Consider the following 18,270-nt stretch of genomic DNA (forward strand, 5'->3'; position numbering starts at 1 on the left):
GCGAAATCGCATCAGGTAATTCAGATCTCAGCCAGCGCACAGAAGAGCAGGCTTCCAGCCTCGAAGAAACAGCATCAAGCATGGAAGAGCTGACATCCACCGTCAAACAAAATGCAGATAATGCCCGCCAGGCGAACCAACTGGCAGCCGGCGCATCGGAAGTTGCGGTAAGAGGTGGTGCAGTGGTTGGCCAGGTCGTGCAGACCATGAGCTCGATTAACGAAAGTTCGAAGAAGATTGTCGATATCATCAGTGTCATTGACGGTATTGCCTTTCAGACCAATATTCTGGCGCTGAATGCCGCGGTGGAAGCTGCACGCGCGGGTGAACAGGGTCGTGGTTTTGCAGTAGTGGCGACAGAAGTGCGCACACTGGCACAGCGTTCTGCAGCAGCGGCGAAAGAAATCAAGGAACTGATCAGCGACTCTGTCAGCAAGGTGGAAGATGGTACGCGGCTGGTGGACGAAGCCGGCGCGACGATGGATGAGATTGTCAGTGCTGTGAAACGTGTGACCGATATCATGAGTGAAATCTCTGCGGCTTCACAGGAACAAAGCTCAGGCATAGAACAAGTGAACCAGGCTGTGACGCAGATGGATGAAGTCACTCAACAAAATGCAGCGTTAGTGGAAGAGGCTGCGGCAGCGGCTGAATCGATGCAGGATCAGGCACGTGCACTCACGCAAGCGGTAATGGTGTTCAAATTGTCTAGTAGCAACAGTTATGCCGTGGCCACACCGGTTAGAAGAAGTAATCGGCCATCTTCTGTTGCCAAGCTACCAAATCGAGGACCTGCAATTAAGAAAGTTACCGTAAATTCAAATATCGATACCGCATCGATTCCTGCTCAGCCTCGTAAGGTGGCTGCAGGCGGTGGTAGTGATGATTGGGAAGAGTTCTAAAATTACCATTCACATCCAGGCGGACAGCAGTTCCGCTTAAAACTGTAATATTAAAGCGATCTCCTGGTCAGACCAGGGGATTGTAAATTTGTCTGTAAATATGCACCATAGGGCTATACTTACAGAAGTATCGGATTGAACAAGCTTAATAACCTCATACCCTCATGCCCTCCTTTCAATTGCTCTGTTCAAGTCATTTCAATTTCTTATATAGCCAGTACGATAAAGAAGAATCCTAATCTTTTAAGAGTTGCTTCAATTCCATGCTTATTGAGCAGAGCGCCAAGGTGCGATATCGCGTTCAGTAGTGAGACTATGTTTGCTGATCCCGACGTCATCGAAATCAGCTTGCTCAAGCGCACTGATTTGATAGACTCCCGATGCAACATAGATCTTAATGTAGCCATCTGCGACTGCGATATGGTTATTGCCATCCTTGTGCATTTGGATACTGAAACGGGTACCGATATCCTTGATGAGCGCTTTACCTACCTTTACCTCGAGTTTGCTGGCAGCATTTTCTTTGACATCAAAATAAACATTTCCTTTGAATAACTCGACTTGCAGCGGTTTATCATCTTTCACGGCAATAGAACTGTGAATGTCCAATGCCATATCGATATTGGGTGCTATCGTAGCAGTAAGGGGTTTTTCCGATTTTGTTTCATAAAATCGGATGCTATGCGGTTTACCAAAATACCACGTCATCAGGCCGAGCAACACACAAAAGCCCATGATTGAACAATGCACCAAAAAACGCTGCCAACTGAAAACAAAGGTATACGGTGTTATTACGGGTGGCTCCGGTTTTTGCATGTGATTTAGCAAATGAGGAATGAAAGCCCAAATTATATACCAACAACAATAATTTTTTGAACCGGAGTTCGCGGTTAATACTTGACAAACCCTTGTGGTTTATGATCTTAAAATGATTAATCTGTGATTTTGATGAATAAGAATCCGTGAATGATGAGCCAACATGATCGCTTGCGCCTACTTCAATTGGTACGTGACAAGCGCGCGCACATTGAGAAGGCCGTCATTCTGACTGGTAGCGGCGGGAGGGCGTGTCACCCACAGCGGGCTGTAGAACATTCCCACGCTCAGCATGAGTCTGTTAGTCATGGGATAAGCGATACCGGCGCTGGTTGAGAACGTCCAGGTTTCAGCTTCCAGGCGGTTACGATCGAGAATGCCAAACGTCAAGGCATTGACTTGAACTCGTGTGTCAAGGAAATTTCCCGCTACGGCAATATAAGGTGTTAACCCTCTTAATCGTTCGATGCGGTATGATCCGCTGAGTTCGAGTCCTGCAGAGTGTTGGCTCAACCTATCCGCAGACTTTTTCTCGCAACCAAAAAAGTTCTCTGAAGAACCCGGCGGGAATTTGACAACGTCACTGGGGCAAGTAATCGCGCCTTCTACATCACCGATCTGTCCGTACATTCGCATGCCGATCGTCCAGGGGTCACGTTCAAACAAGGGGCGTTCCAGAGCGAACGCGAAGAGATTGGGTTTGACCCCAAAAACACGGATGGGCGGCACATAAGACAAGGTCAAGGCAAATCGCCACGGAAGTCCGAGGGTGATACGCGGCCGGGCAAAAATAGGTGCTTTGGTCACATCGACTTCATGCGTGCCATTGAAAGCAATGCGCTGTTGTGAGGCGCTGAGCTGAGGGATCCAGTCCAATTCGGCGCCAACCTCGATCGAACCAGGGACCCTGCTGCGTGGTACGCTGAGTCCGGAGAGGAGTGTGATAGAGGTGACATAATTCATTGCCCATGCTTCAGGGCGATTAGAATGAAGAAATTCAGTATCCTGTATAACAACCTGCGCCAGTGCTTGACCACCCGGCAGGATGATCAAAAGGCTGGCGGCATACATTAGGCAACAATAATTTTTTAGCCCCGAAGAGGAAGGTATGAGTGGGGGGTGCATGGACCGAGTCTCCTTCGTATGACGGGATTAGCCGGAAAAACCAGATCATCGTGACGGTATAAATAAAACGCTTTTTATTTACTTACCAAAGATGAAATATATGTAAAGTCGGATATTCAGTCAATTCGGTAGCGGTACGATCTGATCCGAGTTGGTCAATGTACCCTGATTTTATCCATTTAAACAGTACGATAAATAATTTTACTGGTTTCTCTCAGACCCGGGTTATTGGCACTACCGCAGACGCCGATGCCGGGCAAGATAAAGAGGCGTCCAACCATGGGGAATTCTGTTGACGAAATGGTAGCGTGCGACATGATAGCTGGGGTCGAAGCCGTAGAAATTGAGTTGCATGTGGCGGAGTTCTTCGTCGCGGTAGCTTTGCAGGGGTTTTCGCTGTTCGTCTGATTGGCGTTGCTGCAATTTTTGTTGCAGCAACGCGGGAAAATCCGGGTGAATTGCGATGGTTTCAGCGATGTGCGCTATCTTTTTGTTGAAATCGGCATGGTTCATGGCAAAGCAACCATTGATCAAGCCAATGTCACGCGCTTCCTGTGCGCCGATGGGCAGGCGGTTCTGCGTCACGGATTTCACTTGGGATTCACCGATGCGTCTGGGCAGCAGGTAAGTCCAGTATTCCGAGCCATACAAGTTGCCCATGTTTTTATAATGTGGGTTTAGAATGACGCTGGTGCGGGCGAAAACATAATCGGCAGCCAGCGACAAAAAAACACCCCCGGCGCCGGCGTTGCCTTGTAGCGCAGCAATCGTCAATTGCCGGTCTGTGGTGATAATGTCATGCGCCAGATCATTCATCGCGTTGATGTTGCGCCAGGATTCATCAGCAGGGCTGGCGGCATGTTCGATGTGACGGAGATGAATGCCGTTACTCCAGAAATCGGGTCCACCCATCAGCACGATGACCCGGACAGGACTGCGCGCGGCCTGAAGATAGGCTTCCCGCAGACGCTCGCATTGTCCGGTATCCATGGCGCCGTTATAAAAGGTAAAGTGCAGGTACCCCACATCATTTTTCTGCTCAAACCAGATGTCGCGATAAGTAGCGACGGGTCTTGCAGAGAAAGGATCAGAGGGTATTTCCGGCACATCGGCAAGATGATCTTTCAGTGCTCGTGTAGCAGCCAGCTTGAAAGTTGGCTCGATATTACTTTTATGTTTCAAGTGACCAATCCAGATTGCACCATCCGTTGTGGCACGGCAGATAGCATTGTGACGCTTTGCCAGAATGGTTCCTGGCTTGCCGTTTAAATCTTTCTCCATGCAGGCATCAAACAGATAATAGGGTTCGTCAAACAGGATATCCTGGACACCGGGAAACCCATCGGCAGCATGGATTTTTCGTAAAACGGTAAACGTATCGTCTTGCTGCCAATCAATGCTGCGGTCGATTTGCCGGATGGGAGTATGCAGCCGGCCTTGTACCTCCGGGCGCGAATAATCCAAAGGAACCGGTTTGTAGATGCCAGATTGGAAGCGCATCACGGCCGTCAGCACGGCATGGGTTACGGCTTCAACGACTTCATGGCGGTACAGGCTGCTTTTTCTGGCGAACCGCATTGGGAACATTTCGAATGCCCAGATATCGCCTGCATCCATTTCCGCATCGGCTTGTAATACCGTAACCCCCCATTCGTGCCGGTTATGCATGATCGCCCAGTCCAACGCGGAAGGGCCGCGATCGCCGATGATACCGGGGTGAACAACCAGGCATACCCGTTCGCGCCAGATCGCCTCCGGAATGGCGCGCTTCAGAAACGGGGCAATCACCAGATCGGGTTGAAACAGGTCGACTGCTTGCTGGGTTACGGCGTCGTTGATATCGAATTCGATGGAGAGCTCATGCCCGAGCCGGGTCAACTCGATAAACAAGCGTTGTGCCAGGCTGTTGAAACTGTGGGTAAGAAACAGAATCTTCAATAGCTTTAACAGATACGCGGAAGTTGTTCACCACTGAGCCAGTCGACGACTCGCTTACCGCCAAAACGAGTTTGCATCTGCACGAAACAATGTGTGTCTTCGATGACCTCGCCAATAATGGCGGCATTTTGTCCCAGGGGATGTGCCTGCATGGCAGGCAGCAATTTTTCGGCATCATCTGGCGTGCAGATTGCTATGAGTTTACCTTCATTGGCGATATACAAGGGATCCAAACCTAAAAACTCGCAGGCTGCATTAACCGGTTCATGAATGGGCAACTCATTTTCATACAACATCATGCCAACGAATGATTGCAGCGCGATTTCATTAAGTGCAGCGGCCAGGCCGCCGCGTGTTGGATCACGCAGCACATGGATGTCTGGAACAGCAGCAATCATGCAGGCTACCAGATCATGCAATGCAGCGGTATCGGACTCGATGCTGGTATGAAAAGACAGATTCTCGCGCAATGCCAGGATGGCAATGCCGTGATCCCCCAAGGTGCCGGACACCAATATTTTGTCGCCCGGCCGTGCATTGTTGCTGGCGATGTGGATTCCTTCCGGCACCACGCCGAGGCCGGTGGTAGTAATAAACACGCCGTCACCGCTGCCTTTTTCCACCACTTTCGTATCACCGGTCACAATCGGCACCTGGGCTGCTTGCGCAGCCTGTGCCATGGAATCCACGATGCGCTTCAGATCGGAAAGTGGAAAACCTTCTTCCAGAATGAAGCTGCCCGCCAGATAGCACGGTTTTGCACCGGACATGACGACATCATTGATAGTGCCATGAACCGATAGACTACCAATATCTCCACCTGGAAAAAATAATGGCGTGATGACGTGGCTGTCGGTTGACATGACCATGCGTCCGTTAAAACTCTGGAAACAGGCCTGATCATTCATTTGGCGCAAGAATTCGTTATCGAATGCAGCAACAAACAGTTGCTCGATTAACTGCGCCATCGCACGTCCGCCACTGCCGTGCACCATCTCAACGCAACCTTTTTTCAGGTCGAGTGAACGGCTGTAGCCTGGTTTGACTTTGCCTGAACCAGTCATCAGTTTTCCCGCGTCATGATAGGATTTTTTTCCCGGAAACGGCCATAACTGTAATAAGCGGCGCAGGCGCCTTCTGACGATACCATACAAGAACCGATGGGATTTTCCGGTGTGCAGACGGTGCCAAAAATCTTGCAGTCCTGTGGCTGTTTAACACCACGCAAAATGGCGCCGCATTCGCAAGCCTTGTTATCTGCGATCGATATGGCCGGAATCCGGAAGCGTCGTTCGGCATCAAAATCGGCATAGGATGATTTAATTTTCAGTGCGCTGTAAGGTACCCATCCCAGGCCGCGCCATTCAAATGTGCGGCGCAATTCAAAGACTTCCGCCACCAGCCGTTGCGCCTTGATATTGCCTGCGGGCAGTACCGCGCGGGTGAATTCATTTTCAACTTCGGCGCGGCCTTCATTGGCCTGGCGTATCAGCATCAATATGGCCTGCATGACATCCAGCGGCTCAAAACCTGCTATGACCACCGGTTTCTGGAATTCTTCGGCAAAATATTCATAAGGCTGACTGCCGATCACAGTTGAAACATGCGCTGGACCGACAAAGCCATCCAACGGAACCACGCCAAGCTGGCGCACTTCCGGCGATTGTAGAATATGGGAAATGGCTGAGGGAGTTAATACATGGTTGCAAAATACCGTGAAATTGTCCAACCTCAGTTGCTGGGCTTGTTTGATGGCTACAGCGGTGGGCGGTGTAGTGGTTTCGAAGCCAATGGCAAGAAACACTACTTGATGTTGCGGATTTTTTTGTGCAATGGTTACTGCATCCGCAGCAGAATAGATCATCCGGATATCCGCCTGTGCCTTTGCTTTTAACAGACTCATACCGTTTGCGGCGGGTATGCGTAACATATCGCCATAACTGCACAGTATCAGACCGGGGGTTTGCGCCAATTGAATGGCATTCTCGACACGGCCGACCGGCAATATGCATACTGGACAGCCGGGGCCATGGATCATATGCACATTACCGGGAAGCAGGTCAACGATGCCATGGCGTGAAATGGCGTGCGTGTGTCCACCACAGAATTCCATAAAATGGTAATGGCGACGGGGATCAGCTTCAGCTGCGATATTGGCGGCGATTTTTCCTGCCAGATTGCCATCACGAAACTCGTCGATATATTTCATGCCAGCTTTAGTGTGAATCGTCATTGGAGGAGGTGGACATTTCAGCAAACATTGCCAGTGTATGTTCCGCTTCAAGCGGATCCAGCTTTTGTAGCGCAAAACCAACATGCACGATGACATAATCTCCGGGTGCAATATCCTCAACCAATGCCAGCGAAACCTCCTTGCGGATACCGCCAAGGTTTACAATCGCATGATTTTCGGCGGTCAGTTGCTCAACACAGGCAGGAATGGCAAGGCACATGGGTATTTATGTGAATTTTCAGATGCTAAGATTATGACATAACTATTCATTTTCTTAATTATGAAGCTATAATTCTTTTTTAGCCCCATTACACCATTACACTAGGTTGTTTCCTGTGCAATATTGTGATTTTTAAAACGACCTTGCGACCTTGCAGGTGGTTGATAAAACGATTATAAAAACCATTGCCTTTATTATTCTGTGATTCCTTTAAGAATACTTTGCGTTCAGATTCCATTAGACTTTAAAATACCTGGAGCGGTATCGCTTATATATCCAGCCTTTGTTCTCTATCTAACTTGATGATTATTTTAGTTAAAAATTCTTGATAAGCTCTCTTTACGAGCATGCAGAACCCTTTGCGTCTTTATAACGCGATTTTTTGTCAAAATCAGATCTTACATGTCCGCCTCAGACACAAGAAAATTTACACTACCAATTTTTTCGACATGCTTCCCCTCCAAGTTAGGATGAATATGACTGAGTAGATCAGTCAGACCTTTTAACTTCAATACCCGAATTAATCTCTGATAAGTGTGCTTGTAAGAATCTTATTGCCTCGATAAGAGAACCATTTTGTGGCTTAACCTGAAGAATCTAGAAGCGTTAAGCCCCTGAAAGAATGTCGCTTTAATTGCGACTATTGGTCCATGTCAGAGAGTATGCTACGGAGTACGGTGAAATCATCATACCCGAATGTGATCAATGGCAGGAGCTGCCGCCGCTTGCGCGTATCCGTATCTCTACTGAGATCACTACTGCAATTACATTATTAGAACCGCGTTCCCCCCACCCATAGCTTCGTAACCGGTGACTGAAGGGCCCCAGGCCGAGCCGTTCCACCATTTGTGGTACAGGGCGCTATCCGTGCCGGTCACAAATACATCCAGTCGGTTCGGTCCCCACGCAGTCACACGTGGCATGGAAGTGCAAATACCACCCATAGCTTCATAGCCGGTAAGCGACGGCCCCCAGGCCGAGCCGTTCCACCACTTGTGATAGAGCGCACTATCGGTTCCAATCACAAATACATCCAGTCGATTTGGACCCCAGGCCACTACTTCGGGTTGACCGACACAGATGCCGCCCATACGCTCGAAACCGTTAAGCGACGGCCCCCAGGCCGAGCCATCCCACCATTTGTGATATAAAGCTCCGTCAGTACCCACCACAAAAACATCCAATCGGTTCGCCTCCCAAGCCACGGCCCTCGGTGCGGACATACACACTCCACCCAGCCGTTCGTAACCGGTAAGTGACGGCCCCCACGCCGAGCCATCCCACCATTTGTGATAGAGTGCCCGGTCGGTGCCGATGACGAACACGTCAAGCCGGTTCGGTCCCCAAGCCACCACTTCGGGCTGACCGATACACACTCCACCCATGCGCTCATAACCCGTGACTGAAGGGCCCCAGGCCGAGCCATTCCACCACTTGTGATAGAGTGCCCGGTCGGTGCCGATAACGAATACGTCAAGCCGGTTTGGCCCCCACGATACAACCCGCGGATCGCCGAGACAGACACCACCCATGGCTTCGTAACCCGTCACAGAAGGCCCCCAGGCCGAGCCGTTCCACCATTTGTGGTACAGCGCGCTATCCGTGCCGATCACAAAAACGTCGAGACGGTTCGGTCCCCAGGCTACCACCTGCGGCGAACTTGTGCAGACGCTGCCCATGGCTTCGTAACCGGTGACTGAAGGGCCCCAGGCCGAGCCATTCCACCACTTGTGATAGAGCGCGCGATCGCTGCCCAATACGAATACGTCGAGCCGATTCGCTCCCCAGGCCACAACTGGCGAAGAACTCTGCCGCGGAGCTGCAGTTGCGCTGATTTCTAATCGCTGCGCGATAACCGCTAAGTTCATCTTGAGGATTTCAGAAACAAGCCCGTAGTGAATATGATCAATAGTATCGTTCACTGTATGGACGTTGGGATTGGCTGAATCTGCACCCTCAATAGTCAGCAGGGCGGGCAGCGAGGCATTAATGAATGGAACGTGGTCGCTTGCAAAAGGATTAAGCGAAGTCTGCACCGTGAGTAAAGTATAGTCATGCGCTGCATCACTGAGATCGTCTATCAAGGCCTGAGATACGGCCGCTCCCTCTAGCAGCACCGTTAACGCTGATGTATTGAGTGTCGCGATCATATCCATATTAATTACACTGTCCAGGCGGTTGCGATCACCTTGGTCCATAGATGCAACATATTGCTGACTGCCATGTAAACCCTGCTCTTCGCCCCCGAACAAGATGAGGCGAAGATCGTGCTCGGCAGGCTGAGCAGCCAAGATGTTGCCAAGCTCTAAGATGCCTGCTGTACCGCTACCGTTATCGTCAGCACCTGGCGCGGTTGCAGTGGAACCACCTACTGTATTTACTGAATCAAGGTGTGCCGTTACAATAACCAATCGGCGATTAGCGCCCATACCGGCCTTATCAGCGATGACATTAAAACTGTCACCTGTTCCGACAGAAATTTTGCGTTTAGACACAGCAAAACCGATTGCTTCCAGTTCAACCTTCATCCAATCAGCAGCGGCCGAAAACTCAGCCGTCAGAGAATGGCGCGTGCGAAAGTCGGTGAGTTTGGTCAGAGTATCTCGTAATCGCGCCTGAGACACTAATGCTACGAGTGCTGCGATTTCAGGAATCTGCTGGCGTTGAGTTCGATCCTTCGTCTCGAACGCGATCCCGTTTTCGGGAAGAAGGCAAAAGCCGAAACAGGCAGATTCTTGCCTCATATGCTCTACTTCTTCCGCTGTTAGATCGACAGCGAGATAACGTCCTTTATTGATGGCAACGCGTGCGTATGGAAAGTGGGACAGGAAGGCATTACCAACCTGCACGATAAGATAAAGATCGCCTTGCGCTGCCTGCGGTGGTCCACCGAGCAGACGCAGCTCCCTGGGTAATGAGCTATCGACGCCGGGCGTTGCCCAATACACTATTTCATTGTTAAAACGGCACCATTTTATATCAGGATGACGCGCGGCATGAGTCCGTGCGAGTTGATCGGATGCAGCTTGGATTACGGTAAACTCAATCATGTCTGTCTGCCTTTCGCATTACTTCAGATTTTGCGAATTTTGAGAACGGACGTTGTTTGCTCCACAACTTCGATAACTTGACCGGGGGCATCCATTGTCCCCTCCAAACGGAAGCGGTTCATGCCAAGTGCTGTCCAGTTACCTCTCAGACTGCGTGGGCGGTCATCCGGTCCCGGTACTTGCTTGATCAGCTCACCTCCTTCACCGAACTCTAGTGTATCGCGTCCCCGCGCAGGTGGAAACGCGAATGAATGTGTCGGGCGATAAACCTGAACGTCTCCCTGATCTTCCTCGAATGAATGTGTCCAGCTACCTTGAATCGAAGCTTGGTTCATTGTCTTTTCCACTTAAATTTTAAAGTTCAAAACGAGGATATTACCCCACCCATGGCTTCGTAACCGGTGACTGAAGGGCCCCAGGCCGAGCCGTTCCACCATTTGTGGTACAGGGCGCTATCCGTGCCGGTCACAAATACATCCAGTCGGTTCGGTCCCCACGCAGTCACACGTGGCATGGAAGTGCAAATACCACCCATAGCTTCATAGCCGGTAAGCGACGGCCCCCAGGCCGAGCCGTTCCACCACTTGTGATAGAGCGCACTATCGGTTCCAATCACAAATACATCCAGTCGATTTGGACCCCAGGCCACTACTTCGGGTTGACCGACACAGATGCCGCCCATACGCTCGAAACCGTTAAGCGACGGCCCCCAGGCCGAGCCATCCCACCATTTGTGATATAAAGCTCCGTCAGTACCCACCACAAAAACATCCAATCGGTTCGCCTCCCAAGCCACGGCCCTCGGTGCGGACATACACACTCCACCCAGCCGTTCGTAACCGGTAAGTGACGGCCCCCACGCCGAGCCATCCCACCATTTGTGATAGAGTGCCCGGTCGGTGCCGATGACGAACACGTCAAGCCGGTTCGGTCCCCAAGCCACCACTTCGGGCTGACCGATACACACTCCACCCATGCGCTCATAACCCGTGACTGAAGGGCCCCAGGCCGAGCCATTCCACCACTTGTGATAGAGTGCCCGGTCGGTGCCGATAACGAATACGTCAAGCCGGTTTGGCCCCCACGATACAACCCGCGGATCGCCGAGACAGACACCACCCATGGCTTCGTAACCCGTCACAGAAGGCCCCCAGGCCGAGCCGTTCCACCATTTGTGGTACAGCGCGCTATCCGTGCCGATCACAAAAACGTCGAGACGGTTCGGTCCCCAGGCTACCACCTGCGGCGAACTTGTGCAGACGCCGCCCATGGCTTCGTAACCGGTGACTGAAGGGCCCCAGGCCGAGCCATTCCACCACTTGTGATAGAGCGCGCGATCGCTGCCCAATACGAATACGTCGAGCCGATTCGCTCCCCAGGCCACAACTGGCGAAGAACTCTGCCGCGGAGCACCCGCCTCTATACCAATCAGACTTCGTGGCCCATCAAGGCAAGCTTGCATACGTGTCACTTGACCAGCTGTAAACATGAGCATTGCAGGATCATCCACGTAGTCCATGTAGTTCATGAACATGTCGCCATTAGGTCCGTTGTTGCATGAGACATGAGGAAAGATCGGGGTACCAGTATTGCTTCCAGCCTGATTAGGCGTATCAGCAACATTATCCGTGCCAGAACATCCCGTTCCGTCATCTCCCCAAATATGGTTGAGATTCAGCCAATGGCCGATTTCATGGGTTGCCGTGCGTCCAAGATGAAACGGCGGCGAGGCAGTTCCAGTAGTTCCAAATGCTGAATGCAGGATCACTACGCCATCAGTTGTTACAGGACCGCCAGGAAACTGAGCATAACCTAGTAACCCACCTCCCAGCTGGCAAACCCATATATTTAAATAGCGGTCGGCCGGCCAAGCATCCGCTCCGCCAGTCGATTGGGATTTCACAGCATCATCATGACTGAAAGAAGTAACCGTTGTTTGTCTACGGTCAATTCCTGTGGATGGAGCACCGTTAGGATCTACATTGGCAAGGAAGAATTCAATCCTCGCATCCGCAGTCAACGGCAGAAACGGCGCTGGTGTATTGTTCACGTCTGGATTGGTGCGGCGGAAATCGCGGTTGAGAACATCGATCTGACTATTGATTTGTGTATCGGAGATGTTTTGTTGGGGAGTATTCCATACAACGTGAACAACTATGGGAATGCGAGTTACACCAGGACGCTGAACCACTTCAGGGTTTATTGCATATTGATACGCCAAATTCTCGATTTCATCCCTGGCTCGCGCATAGAATGGATATCGGGACAGTAATTGTCTGTGCACATCCATCGTGGCACAGCTTCTCGAACGTGGCGTTCCACCTCCATCATCACCTCCTCCATCTCCGTCACCACTCATATTGCCTCCAGGCATACCGCTGCTGGCTTCGTCTCCCTTATCGCCTTCCATGCTACTTTTGTCACCACTCATGTTGCCTCCAGGCATGCCGCTACTGAGTTCGTTTCCCTTATCACCGCTCATGTTACCGCTGCCCATGCCACCGCTTGGCATTCCGCTGATATCTTCATTGCTCATATTTTCTCCTGGCATGGTGTGAGCTTCCTCCGACTGTTCATTGCCTATTTCCATGGTTTTGGCTGAACCCGGCATACTGTAGTCTTCTTTGCGACCGCAATCTTTTTTTTGTTTGGAAAGATTTTTTATAGCCATAGTAAGCGTCCTCCTTGTATAGATAAATAAAAGTATTCTGATTGTCGATGTTATCTAAGCCTTTGGGGCCAAAAGCTATTATGCACAAGTGGAAGGGAAATAACGCTGCTTGCAATCAGAGTGTCTGCCATATAATAAACCTCCAAATTCACACTTAGGACGTAATATTTTTGTCCCATTTTTACTCAGGGAAGATTGGTTTATAGCGCTAAAGATATTTATGTCTATTTTGAATTTTCTATAAAACTGTGATATTAAAATTAAATATTGTCAAGAACAATTTTATAGATTGCTGCTGATCAATGAAAAAACTCTTTTTTATTTAAGTAGCGTTAAAAATCCAGAATTAGAGGCATTTTTGCTTTTGAGATGGAAGACACTCAAGAGGAATGTCCAGCTCAGTCAGGAAGAGAATTGAAAAGACATACATAGGTTTGGATCCAGGCAAGCTCGGAAAGATCACGGATTTGTACAGGCGATCTAGGTGGTACCAGAACAGGCAAGTCGAGATGATCAAGAATGCTGGCGATCGCGCTGGATTCCAGGATAACAGGAATAATTTGATAGGCGCGTCTTTTCAGACCAAAGGGTTCAACCTAGATTCCTCTTTTAACCAGAACTGGAAGCCAAATGGAGGGTGGTGAATCGAAAACTGGAGGATTTTCTGGCCTGGTAGCGATGATTTTGTTGACATGTAGCGTACCAAGGTAGTCCATCGCTTCACTTTTGGCAACTGAGGCGCATTTGCTAGAATAAAGTCAAGACCCTTGCGGTAAACAAGAACAACTCCTGTGCAGCTTGCTCCACCTCCTGCACAGCACTGTTTACTACTTTTGCCACTCTTTTTTCATAAAATCCTTTTCATCCGTTGATGACTCCTTCATCCAACTGTAGAATCTTTACAGTACTACGTTTACGCTCGTTTTTATAGGTTCAACTGAGGAAAATAGGTTGAATGGTCTGGACAGGGGAATCCCGCCTTTAAGCTGTGCAGTGCCACCCATGCCTGACCCAGGGCGATGGCGCTATCATCCGGTGCTATTTGCCGGGCGCTGATGATTTGTAAGGATCGTGCAGTCAGCTGCTTGGTTAAGTCCTGTCGCAACAAGGTATTATGAAAACATCCGCCACCTAATGCTAGATGGTTAATGTTGTACTGGCGGGCGGCTTTTTCCACCCAGGCAGCCAATCCCGCGCTTAAAGTCGCGTGGAACAGGGCAGCAGCATAGGAAGTGTCATCATTTCCGTCATGGCAGTCGATCAGTGCGCAGAGTAAAGGCGAGAAATCCAGCTCATTGGTGTCAGTGATTCGATAGCCTTCAGCCAGCGCGGCTACCGGACCGTGTTGTTCGGCCAGTTGTTGCAATTGCACGGCTGCCTGCGCTTCATGGGATTGAACCCAATTAACGTCCAAAAGGCCAGCCGCTGCATCGAATAATCTTCCCATGCTGGAAGTTTGCGGACAATTCAAATTTCTCTGCAACATGATTGCAACAGCTTCGGCAGCCGGTTGACGGACAAAACGCTGCATAATTTCATCGCCGCGATCGAGTTTTGTCAAAGCTGCCGCAGCCATGCGCCAAGGTTCCTGCGCGGCGCGGTCGCCACCCGGCAGAGCCAGGGTGATCAGATGACCCAGCCGCTGGAAGCGGGCGCCATCGACCAGCAGTAATTCACCGCCCCAAGGCGTGTTGTCCGTTCCCAATCCAACGCCATCCAGCGCCAATCCTAATACAGCTTGAGTCAGCCCGTGTTCGGCACAGATTGCGGCAATGTGGGCGTGATGATGCTGCACCGCCAGCGCTGGAATCTGCTGCTGTTCAGCAAAGGCCTGGGCAAATTGTGTGCTGTAGAAATCCGGATGCAAGTCATGCACGATCATTGCGGGCGGCAGCGGATGATCCTGGCACATTCGCTGTACGGTTTCGTCCAGTCGATGCCGCGCCTCCGCGGTTGCTAGATCGCCGATGAGCGGTGAAACATACGCCTGGTTTCCCTGAGTCAGGCAGATTGTATTTTTTAACCAGGCACCACAAGCCAGAACAGCAGGCCCGCTGATCGCCAGTGGAATGAGGGTAGGGTCCGATTTAGTCAAGCGATGGGTCCGTTGCTTGCAAATGCGGTTTTGCAGCCGTGGCACAGCGGCATCCTGCAGCAATCCAGTCTACCCATGCCGGCATGCCGCTGCCTTGCGTGGCAGAAACCTGGATTACGGGCAGTTCGGGATGGATACGGTGCGCATATTCAAGCGCCAGATCGATATCAAAGGTCAGGTATGGCAGCAGGTCGCATTTATTCAGCAGCATCAGACTCGAAGCAAGGAACATATCGGGATACTTGAGCGGCTTGTCTTCCCCTTCGGTGACGGACAGGATAACCACTTTATGCGCTTCGCCCAGGTCAAAGCTCGAGGGACACACCAGATTGCCGACATTTTCGATGAGCAGCAGGCTGTCATGCTGCAGCGGCAATTGCTGCATGGCACGACCCACCATGTGCGCATCCAGATGGCAACCCTTACCGGTATTGATTTGGATCACCGGAACGCCGGTTGCACGGATACGCGCCGCATCACGATCGGTTTGCTGGTCGCCTTCAATCACCGCGATCGGAAATTTGTCGCGCAGCATCTGGATGGTTTTGACCAGCAGCGTTGTCTTGCCGGAACCCGGGCTGGAAACCAGATTAAGCGCGAAGATGCCATGTTTCGATAAATACCGGCGATTTTGAGCGGCATACTGGTTATTTTTCGCCAGAATGTCGCGTTCAATTTTGACTATTCTTGCTTGGCTTATCCCCGCTGCATGTGTACCTGCAATGCCTGTTCCGGGATGAATGGTTCGGGATGGATGATCAGCAGCAACAGATATCGGCGTATGGCCGTGTATAGGCTGTGCCAGCGGACGATAGCGCAATGGCTTATCCAAATGACGATGCGATGGCATTGCTTTGCCATTCATGTAGGTTTGGCTATTGCCACATCCACAGGTTGTACACATAAGCTCCTCTTTATTTCACTTCCAGTTCCTTGATTCGCATCCCGTCGCCCTGGGTGACTTGCAGGGCGTAACTGCCACAGTGCGGGCAAGCGTCATGATAAGTAGCGATCAAAATATCCTGATTGCATTGTTTGCACAAAGCTTGCCCTGCTATTTCGATGATTTCCAGTCTAGCCTGCCGGGCGATGCTGTCTTGTGCCACTACATCGAAATAGAAACGCAACGATTCCTGTTCCACACAAGCCAGTTGCCCAATTTCCAGCCAGACGGTTGTGACCTGCGCGAAGGATTGTTTGAGCGCGGTATCTTCGATGAGCTGCACTATATTTTCGGCTAATGACAGTTCGTGCATCGGTTTTTCACTGTTTATCATTGATGCTGTAAACACCATTGTTGTATCTGCCGGACTGCCGCTTGCAGATTTTTATTGGCTTGCCGACTCAAGGCATCACCCAGCTCAAAACGGTAGCCGCGAATACGCAATAAAAAAACCGGTGGTGCAGCATGCCGGTATATCTGCTGATAGATAAACAGCAATGCGGCCGGTGTGAGCGCATGGCTGGTATAACTCTCGTCTTTTTCAGCATTGACTGCTGAAAATTCGAATGGCTCGCTGCATGACATATCGGCATCCACAAACAGGATCTGATCATATCCCGTGAGATCGATAGCATGCTCAATCAGTAGTTGCATGTCAACGAGGCATGTCACATGCGCCAGTTTCAGCGCATTTACCCGTTCGGTTAACAGCGGGCCCAGCGCATCATCCCCGCGTCCGGGATTGCCGTAGCCGAATAACAGTAATTTGGGCATGAGTTAATGCTGGTTCACTGGTAACGGTAAATTTCATTGTTTATCCCTCTGGTTAACTGATCGATCACTGTGCCATTTGCATCCTGTAATGCGACCTGTAAGGGCATCTTACCCAACGCATGCGTCGCGCACGAAAGGCAGGGATCGTAGGCGCGCACTGCGACTTCCAAACGATTTAGCAAGGCTTCAGTAATTTCCTGCCCATCCAGATATTGGTCGGCAACCGAACGGACAGATTCATTCATCGCCTGATTATTGCTGGTGGTTGAGACAATCAAATTCGCTCTCGTGATTAATCCTTCTTCGTTAATCTGATAGTGATGAAACAAGGTGCCGCGCGGCGCCTCGATCACGCCGATCCCTTCTGGCTGCAACTCGCCTTTTTCAGCCACTAATTGCGTGCTGGTAATTTCCGGGTCCTGCAACAGTTTATGAATCGATTCCGCACAGTGCAATGCTTCAATCATGCGTGCCCAGTGATAAGCAAGCGTATCATGCACCAATCCATCCTGACCAAATGCCTTGAAGCGCTGGCGTGCCGCTTCTGCCAGCGGTGTTGAAATCGCATCGCAATTATTGATGCGCGCCAGTGGGCCGACGCGGTACCAGCCGTGTTTAGTCCCCAATGCCGACAGGTAGGGGAACTTCATATAACTCCACGGGCGCACTTCTTCCCGCAGAATCTGCTGATAACCACAGTAATCAAACTGGTCAAAAATGTGAGTGCCATCGGCGTGGCGCGCGCGCAATCCACCGTGATAGAACTCCAGTTCGCCGTTTGCTCCCGTCATACTGAGATAATTGCTGGGCACAGTGGCGAAATCACGATGTTCCGGATGCACAGTATGGATTTCTTCGTTCAGCGCGAGTGCTTCCAGGCTCCATTGCAGGACATCGCTGATATCGGCCAGCAACGAAGCGCGCTCAAGAACTGTCAGCGGCTTGTTCATGCCGCCCGGTATCGCACCGGTGCCGTGAATGCGCTTGCCGGTAATCGCGGCAATGATCTGCTGGCCATACTTGCGCAGTTTGACGCCTTTCAATGCAATCTCAGGATATTGTTTTAGAACTCCCGCGATATTGCGCTGTGCCGGATCGCTGCCGAAGCCGAACAGGAAATCCGGCGAAGATAAGTGGAAAAAATGCAGTGCATGCGATTGCAGAATCTGGCCAAAGTGCAGCAAGCGGCGCAGTTTGGTAGCAGCCGGCGGGAGTTGCCGCACACCGGCCAGTTGATCCACTGCCTTGCCTGCCGCCAATTGATGGCTGACCGGACAAATACCGCATAGCCGTTGCACAATAAATGGCACGTCCCAGTAAGGGCGGCCCTGGATAAACTTTTCAAAACCGCGAAACTCGACAATATGCAGACGCGCTTCCTGGATATGATTGTCTGCATCCAGCAGCAGAGTGATTTTGCCGTGCCCCTCAATGCGGGTAACCGGGTCAATGGCGATGCGCCGGGTAGCGGGGGGTAGCGGATTATTATCAGGTTCCATAATT

Annotated in this window: 15 protein-coding genes; 1 reads left to right on the forward strand and 14 read right to left on the reverse strand. The window is 50.9% G+C overall.

All coding sequences use genetic code 11. The features are described from left to right. On the forward strand, positions 1–902 hold a 902-nt coding region (locus BM021_RS02610), incomplete at its 5' end, for a methyl-accepting chemotaxis protein (RefSeq protein ID WP_256207738.1). Positions 903–1,169: 267 nt separating this feature from the next. Here the strand turns inward: BM021_RS02610 and BM021_RS02615 are convergent. The 14 genes from BM021_RS02615 to BM021_RS02685 form a co-directional block, all read right to left on the reverse strand. Then, positions 1,170–1,718: a FecR domain-containing protein gene (locus BM021_RS02615; RefSeq protein ID WP_090718567.1), complete on the reverse strand. Its 549-nt coding sequence runs from the start codon at positions 1,716–1,718 to the stop codon at positions 1,170–1,172. Between the two features lie 177 nt (positions 1,719–1,895). Then, positions 1,896–2,843, reverse strand: coding sequence for a hypothetical protein (locus BM021_RS02620; protein ID WP_143074281.1), 948 nt, complete (start codon positions 2,841–2,843; stop codon positions 1,896–1,898). Positions 2,844–3,077: 234 nt separating this feature from the next. Then, positions 3,078–4,733, reverse strand: coding sequence for a hydrogenase maturation protein (locus tag BM021_RS02625; RefSeq protein ID WP_256207739.1), 1,656 nt, complete (start codon positions 4,731–4,733; stop codon positions 3,078–3,080). 53 nt (positions 4,734–4,786) lie between these two features. Then, on the reverse strand, positions 4,787–5,845 hold the full coding sequence (hypE, locus tag BM021_RS02630) for a hydrogenase expression/formation protein HypE (protein WP_090718577.1): 1,059 nt from the start codon (positions 5,843–5,845) through the stop codon (positions 4,787–4,789). Further along, positions 5,845–6,990, reverse strand: coding sequence for a hydrogenase formation protein HypD (hypD, locus tag BM021_RS02635; RefSeq protein ID WP_090718641.1), 1,146 nt, complete (start codon positions 6,988–6,990; stop codon positions 5,845–5,847). The genes hypE and hypD overlap by 1 nt, the downstream gene beginning before the upstream one ends. Before the next feature lie 7 nt (positions 6,991–6,997). After that, the gene (locus tag BM021_RS02640; protein WP_090718580.1) at positions 6,998–7,234 is read right to left on the reverse strand and encodes a HypC/HybG/HupF family hydrogenase formation chaperone; all 237 of its coding nucleotides are present in this window, start codon (positions 7,232–7,234) and stop codon (positions 6,998–7,000) included. Positions 7,235–7,998: 764 nt separating this feature from the next. Further along, positions 7,999–10,284: a DUF8189 domain-containing protein gene (locus tag BM021_RS02645; RefSeq protein ID WP_090718582.1), complete on the reverse strand. Its 2,286-nt coding sequence runs from the start codon at positions 10,282–10,284 to the stop codon at positions 7,999–8,001. A 23-nt stretch (positions 10,285–10,307) separates the two neighbouring features. Beyond that, positions 10,308–10,619, reverse strand: coding sequence for a hypothetical protein (locus BM021_RS02650; protein ID WP_090718584.1), 312 nt, complete (start codon positions 10,617–10,619; stop codon positions 10,308–10,310). 26 nt (positions 10,620–10,645) lie between these two features. Then, on the reverse strand, positions 10,646–12,955 hold the full coding sequence (locus BM021_RS02655) for a DUF8189 domain-containing protein (RefSeq protein WP_218147801.1): 2,310 nt from the start codon (positions 12,953–12,955) through the stop codon (positions 10,646–10,648). A gap of 925 nt (positions 12,956–13,880) precedes the next feature. Beyond that, on the reverse strand, positions 13,881–15,095 hold the full coding sequence (locus tag BM021_RS02665; protein ID WP_177186281.1) for a Kae1-like domain-containing protein: 1,215 nt from the start codon (positions 15,093–15,095) through the stop codon (positions 13,881–13,883). Then, positions 15,043–15,954, reverse strand: coding sequence for a hydrogenase nickel incorporation protein HypB (gene hypB / locus BM021_RS02670; protein ID WP_090718590.1), 912 nt, complete (start codon positions 15,952–15,954; stop codon positions 15,043–15,045). Before hypB ends, BM021_RS02665 begins: the two co-directional genes overlap by 53 nt. 10 nt (positions 15,955–15,964) lie before the next feature. Then, positions 15,965–16,306, reverse strand: coding sequence for a hydrogenase maturation nickel metallochaperone HypA (gene hypA, locus BM021_RS02675; RefSeq protein ID WP_090718646.1), 342 nt, complete (start codon positions 16,304–16,306; stop codon positions 15,965–15,967). Between the two features lie 17 nt (positions 16,307–16,323). After that, a complete protein-coding gene (locus tag BM021_RS02680) occupies positions 16,324–16,767 on the reverse strand; it encodes a hydrogenase maturation protease (RefSeq protein WP_090718592.1) in 444 nt (147 codons plus the stop codon). Positions 16,768–16,781: 14 nt separating this feature from the next. Further along, positions 16,782–18,266, reverse strand: a complete 1,485-nt coding sequence (locus BM021_RS02685) for a Ni/Fe hydrogenase subunit alpha (RefSeq protein WP_090718594.1) — start codon at positions 18,264–18,266, stop codon at positions 16,782–16,784. Between the last annotated feature and the right edge of the window lie 4 nt (positions 18,267–18,270).

The organism is Nitrosomonas sp. Nm166, assembly GCF_900112825.1.
Classification (GTDB): domain Bacteria; phylum Pseudomonadota; class Gammaproteobacteria; order Burkholderiales; family Nitrosomonadaceae; genus Nitrosomonas.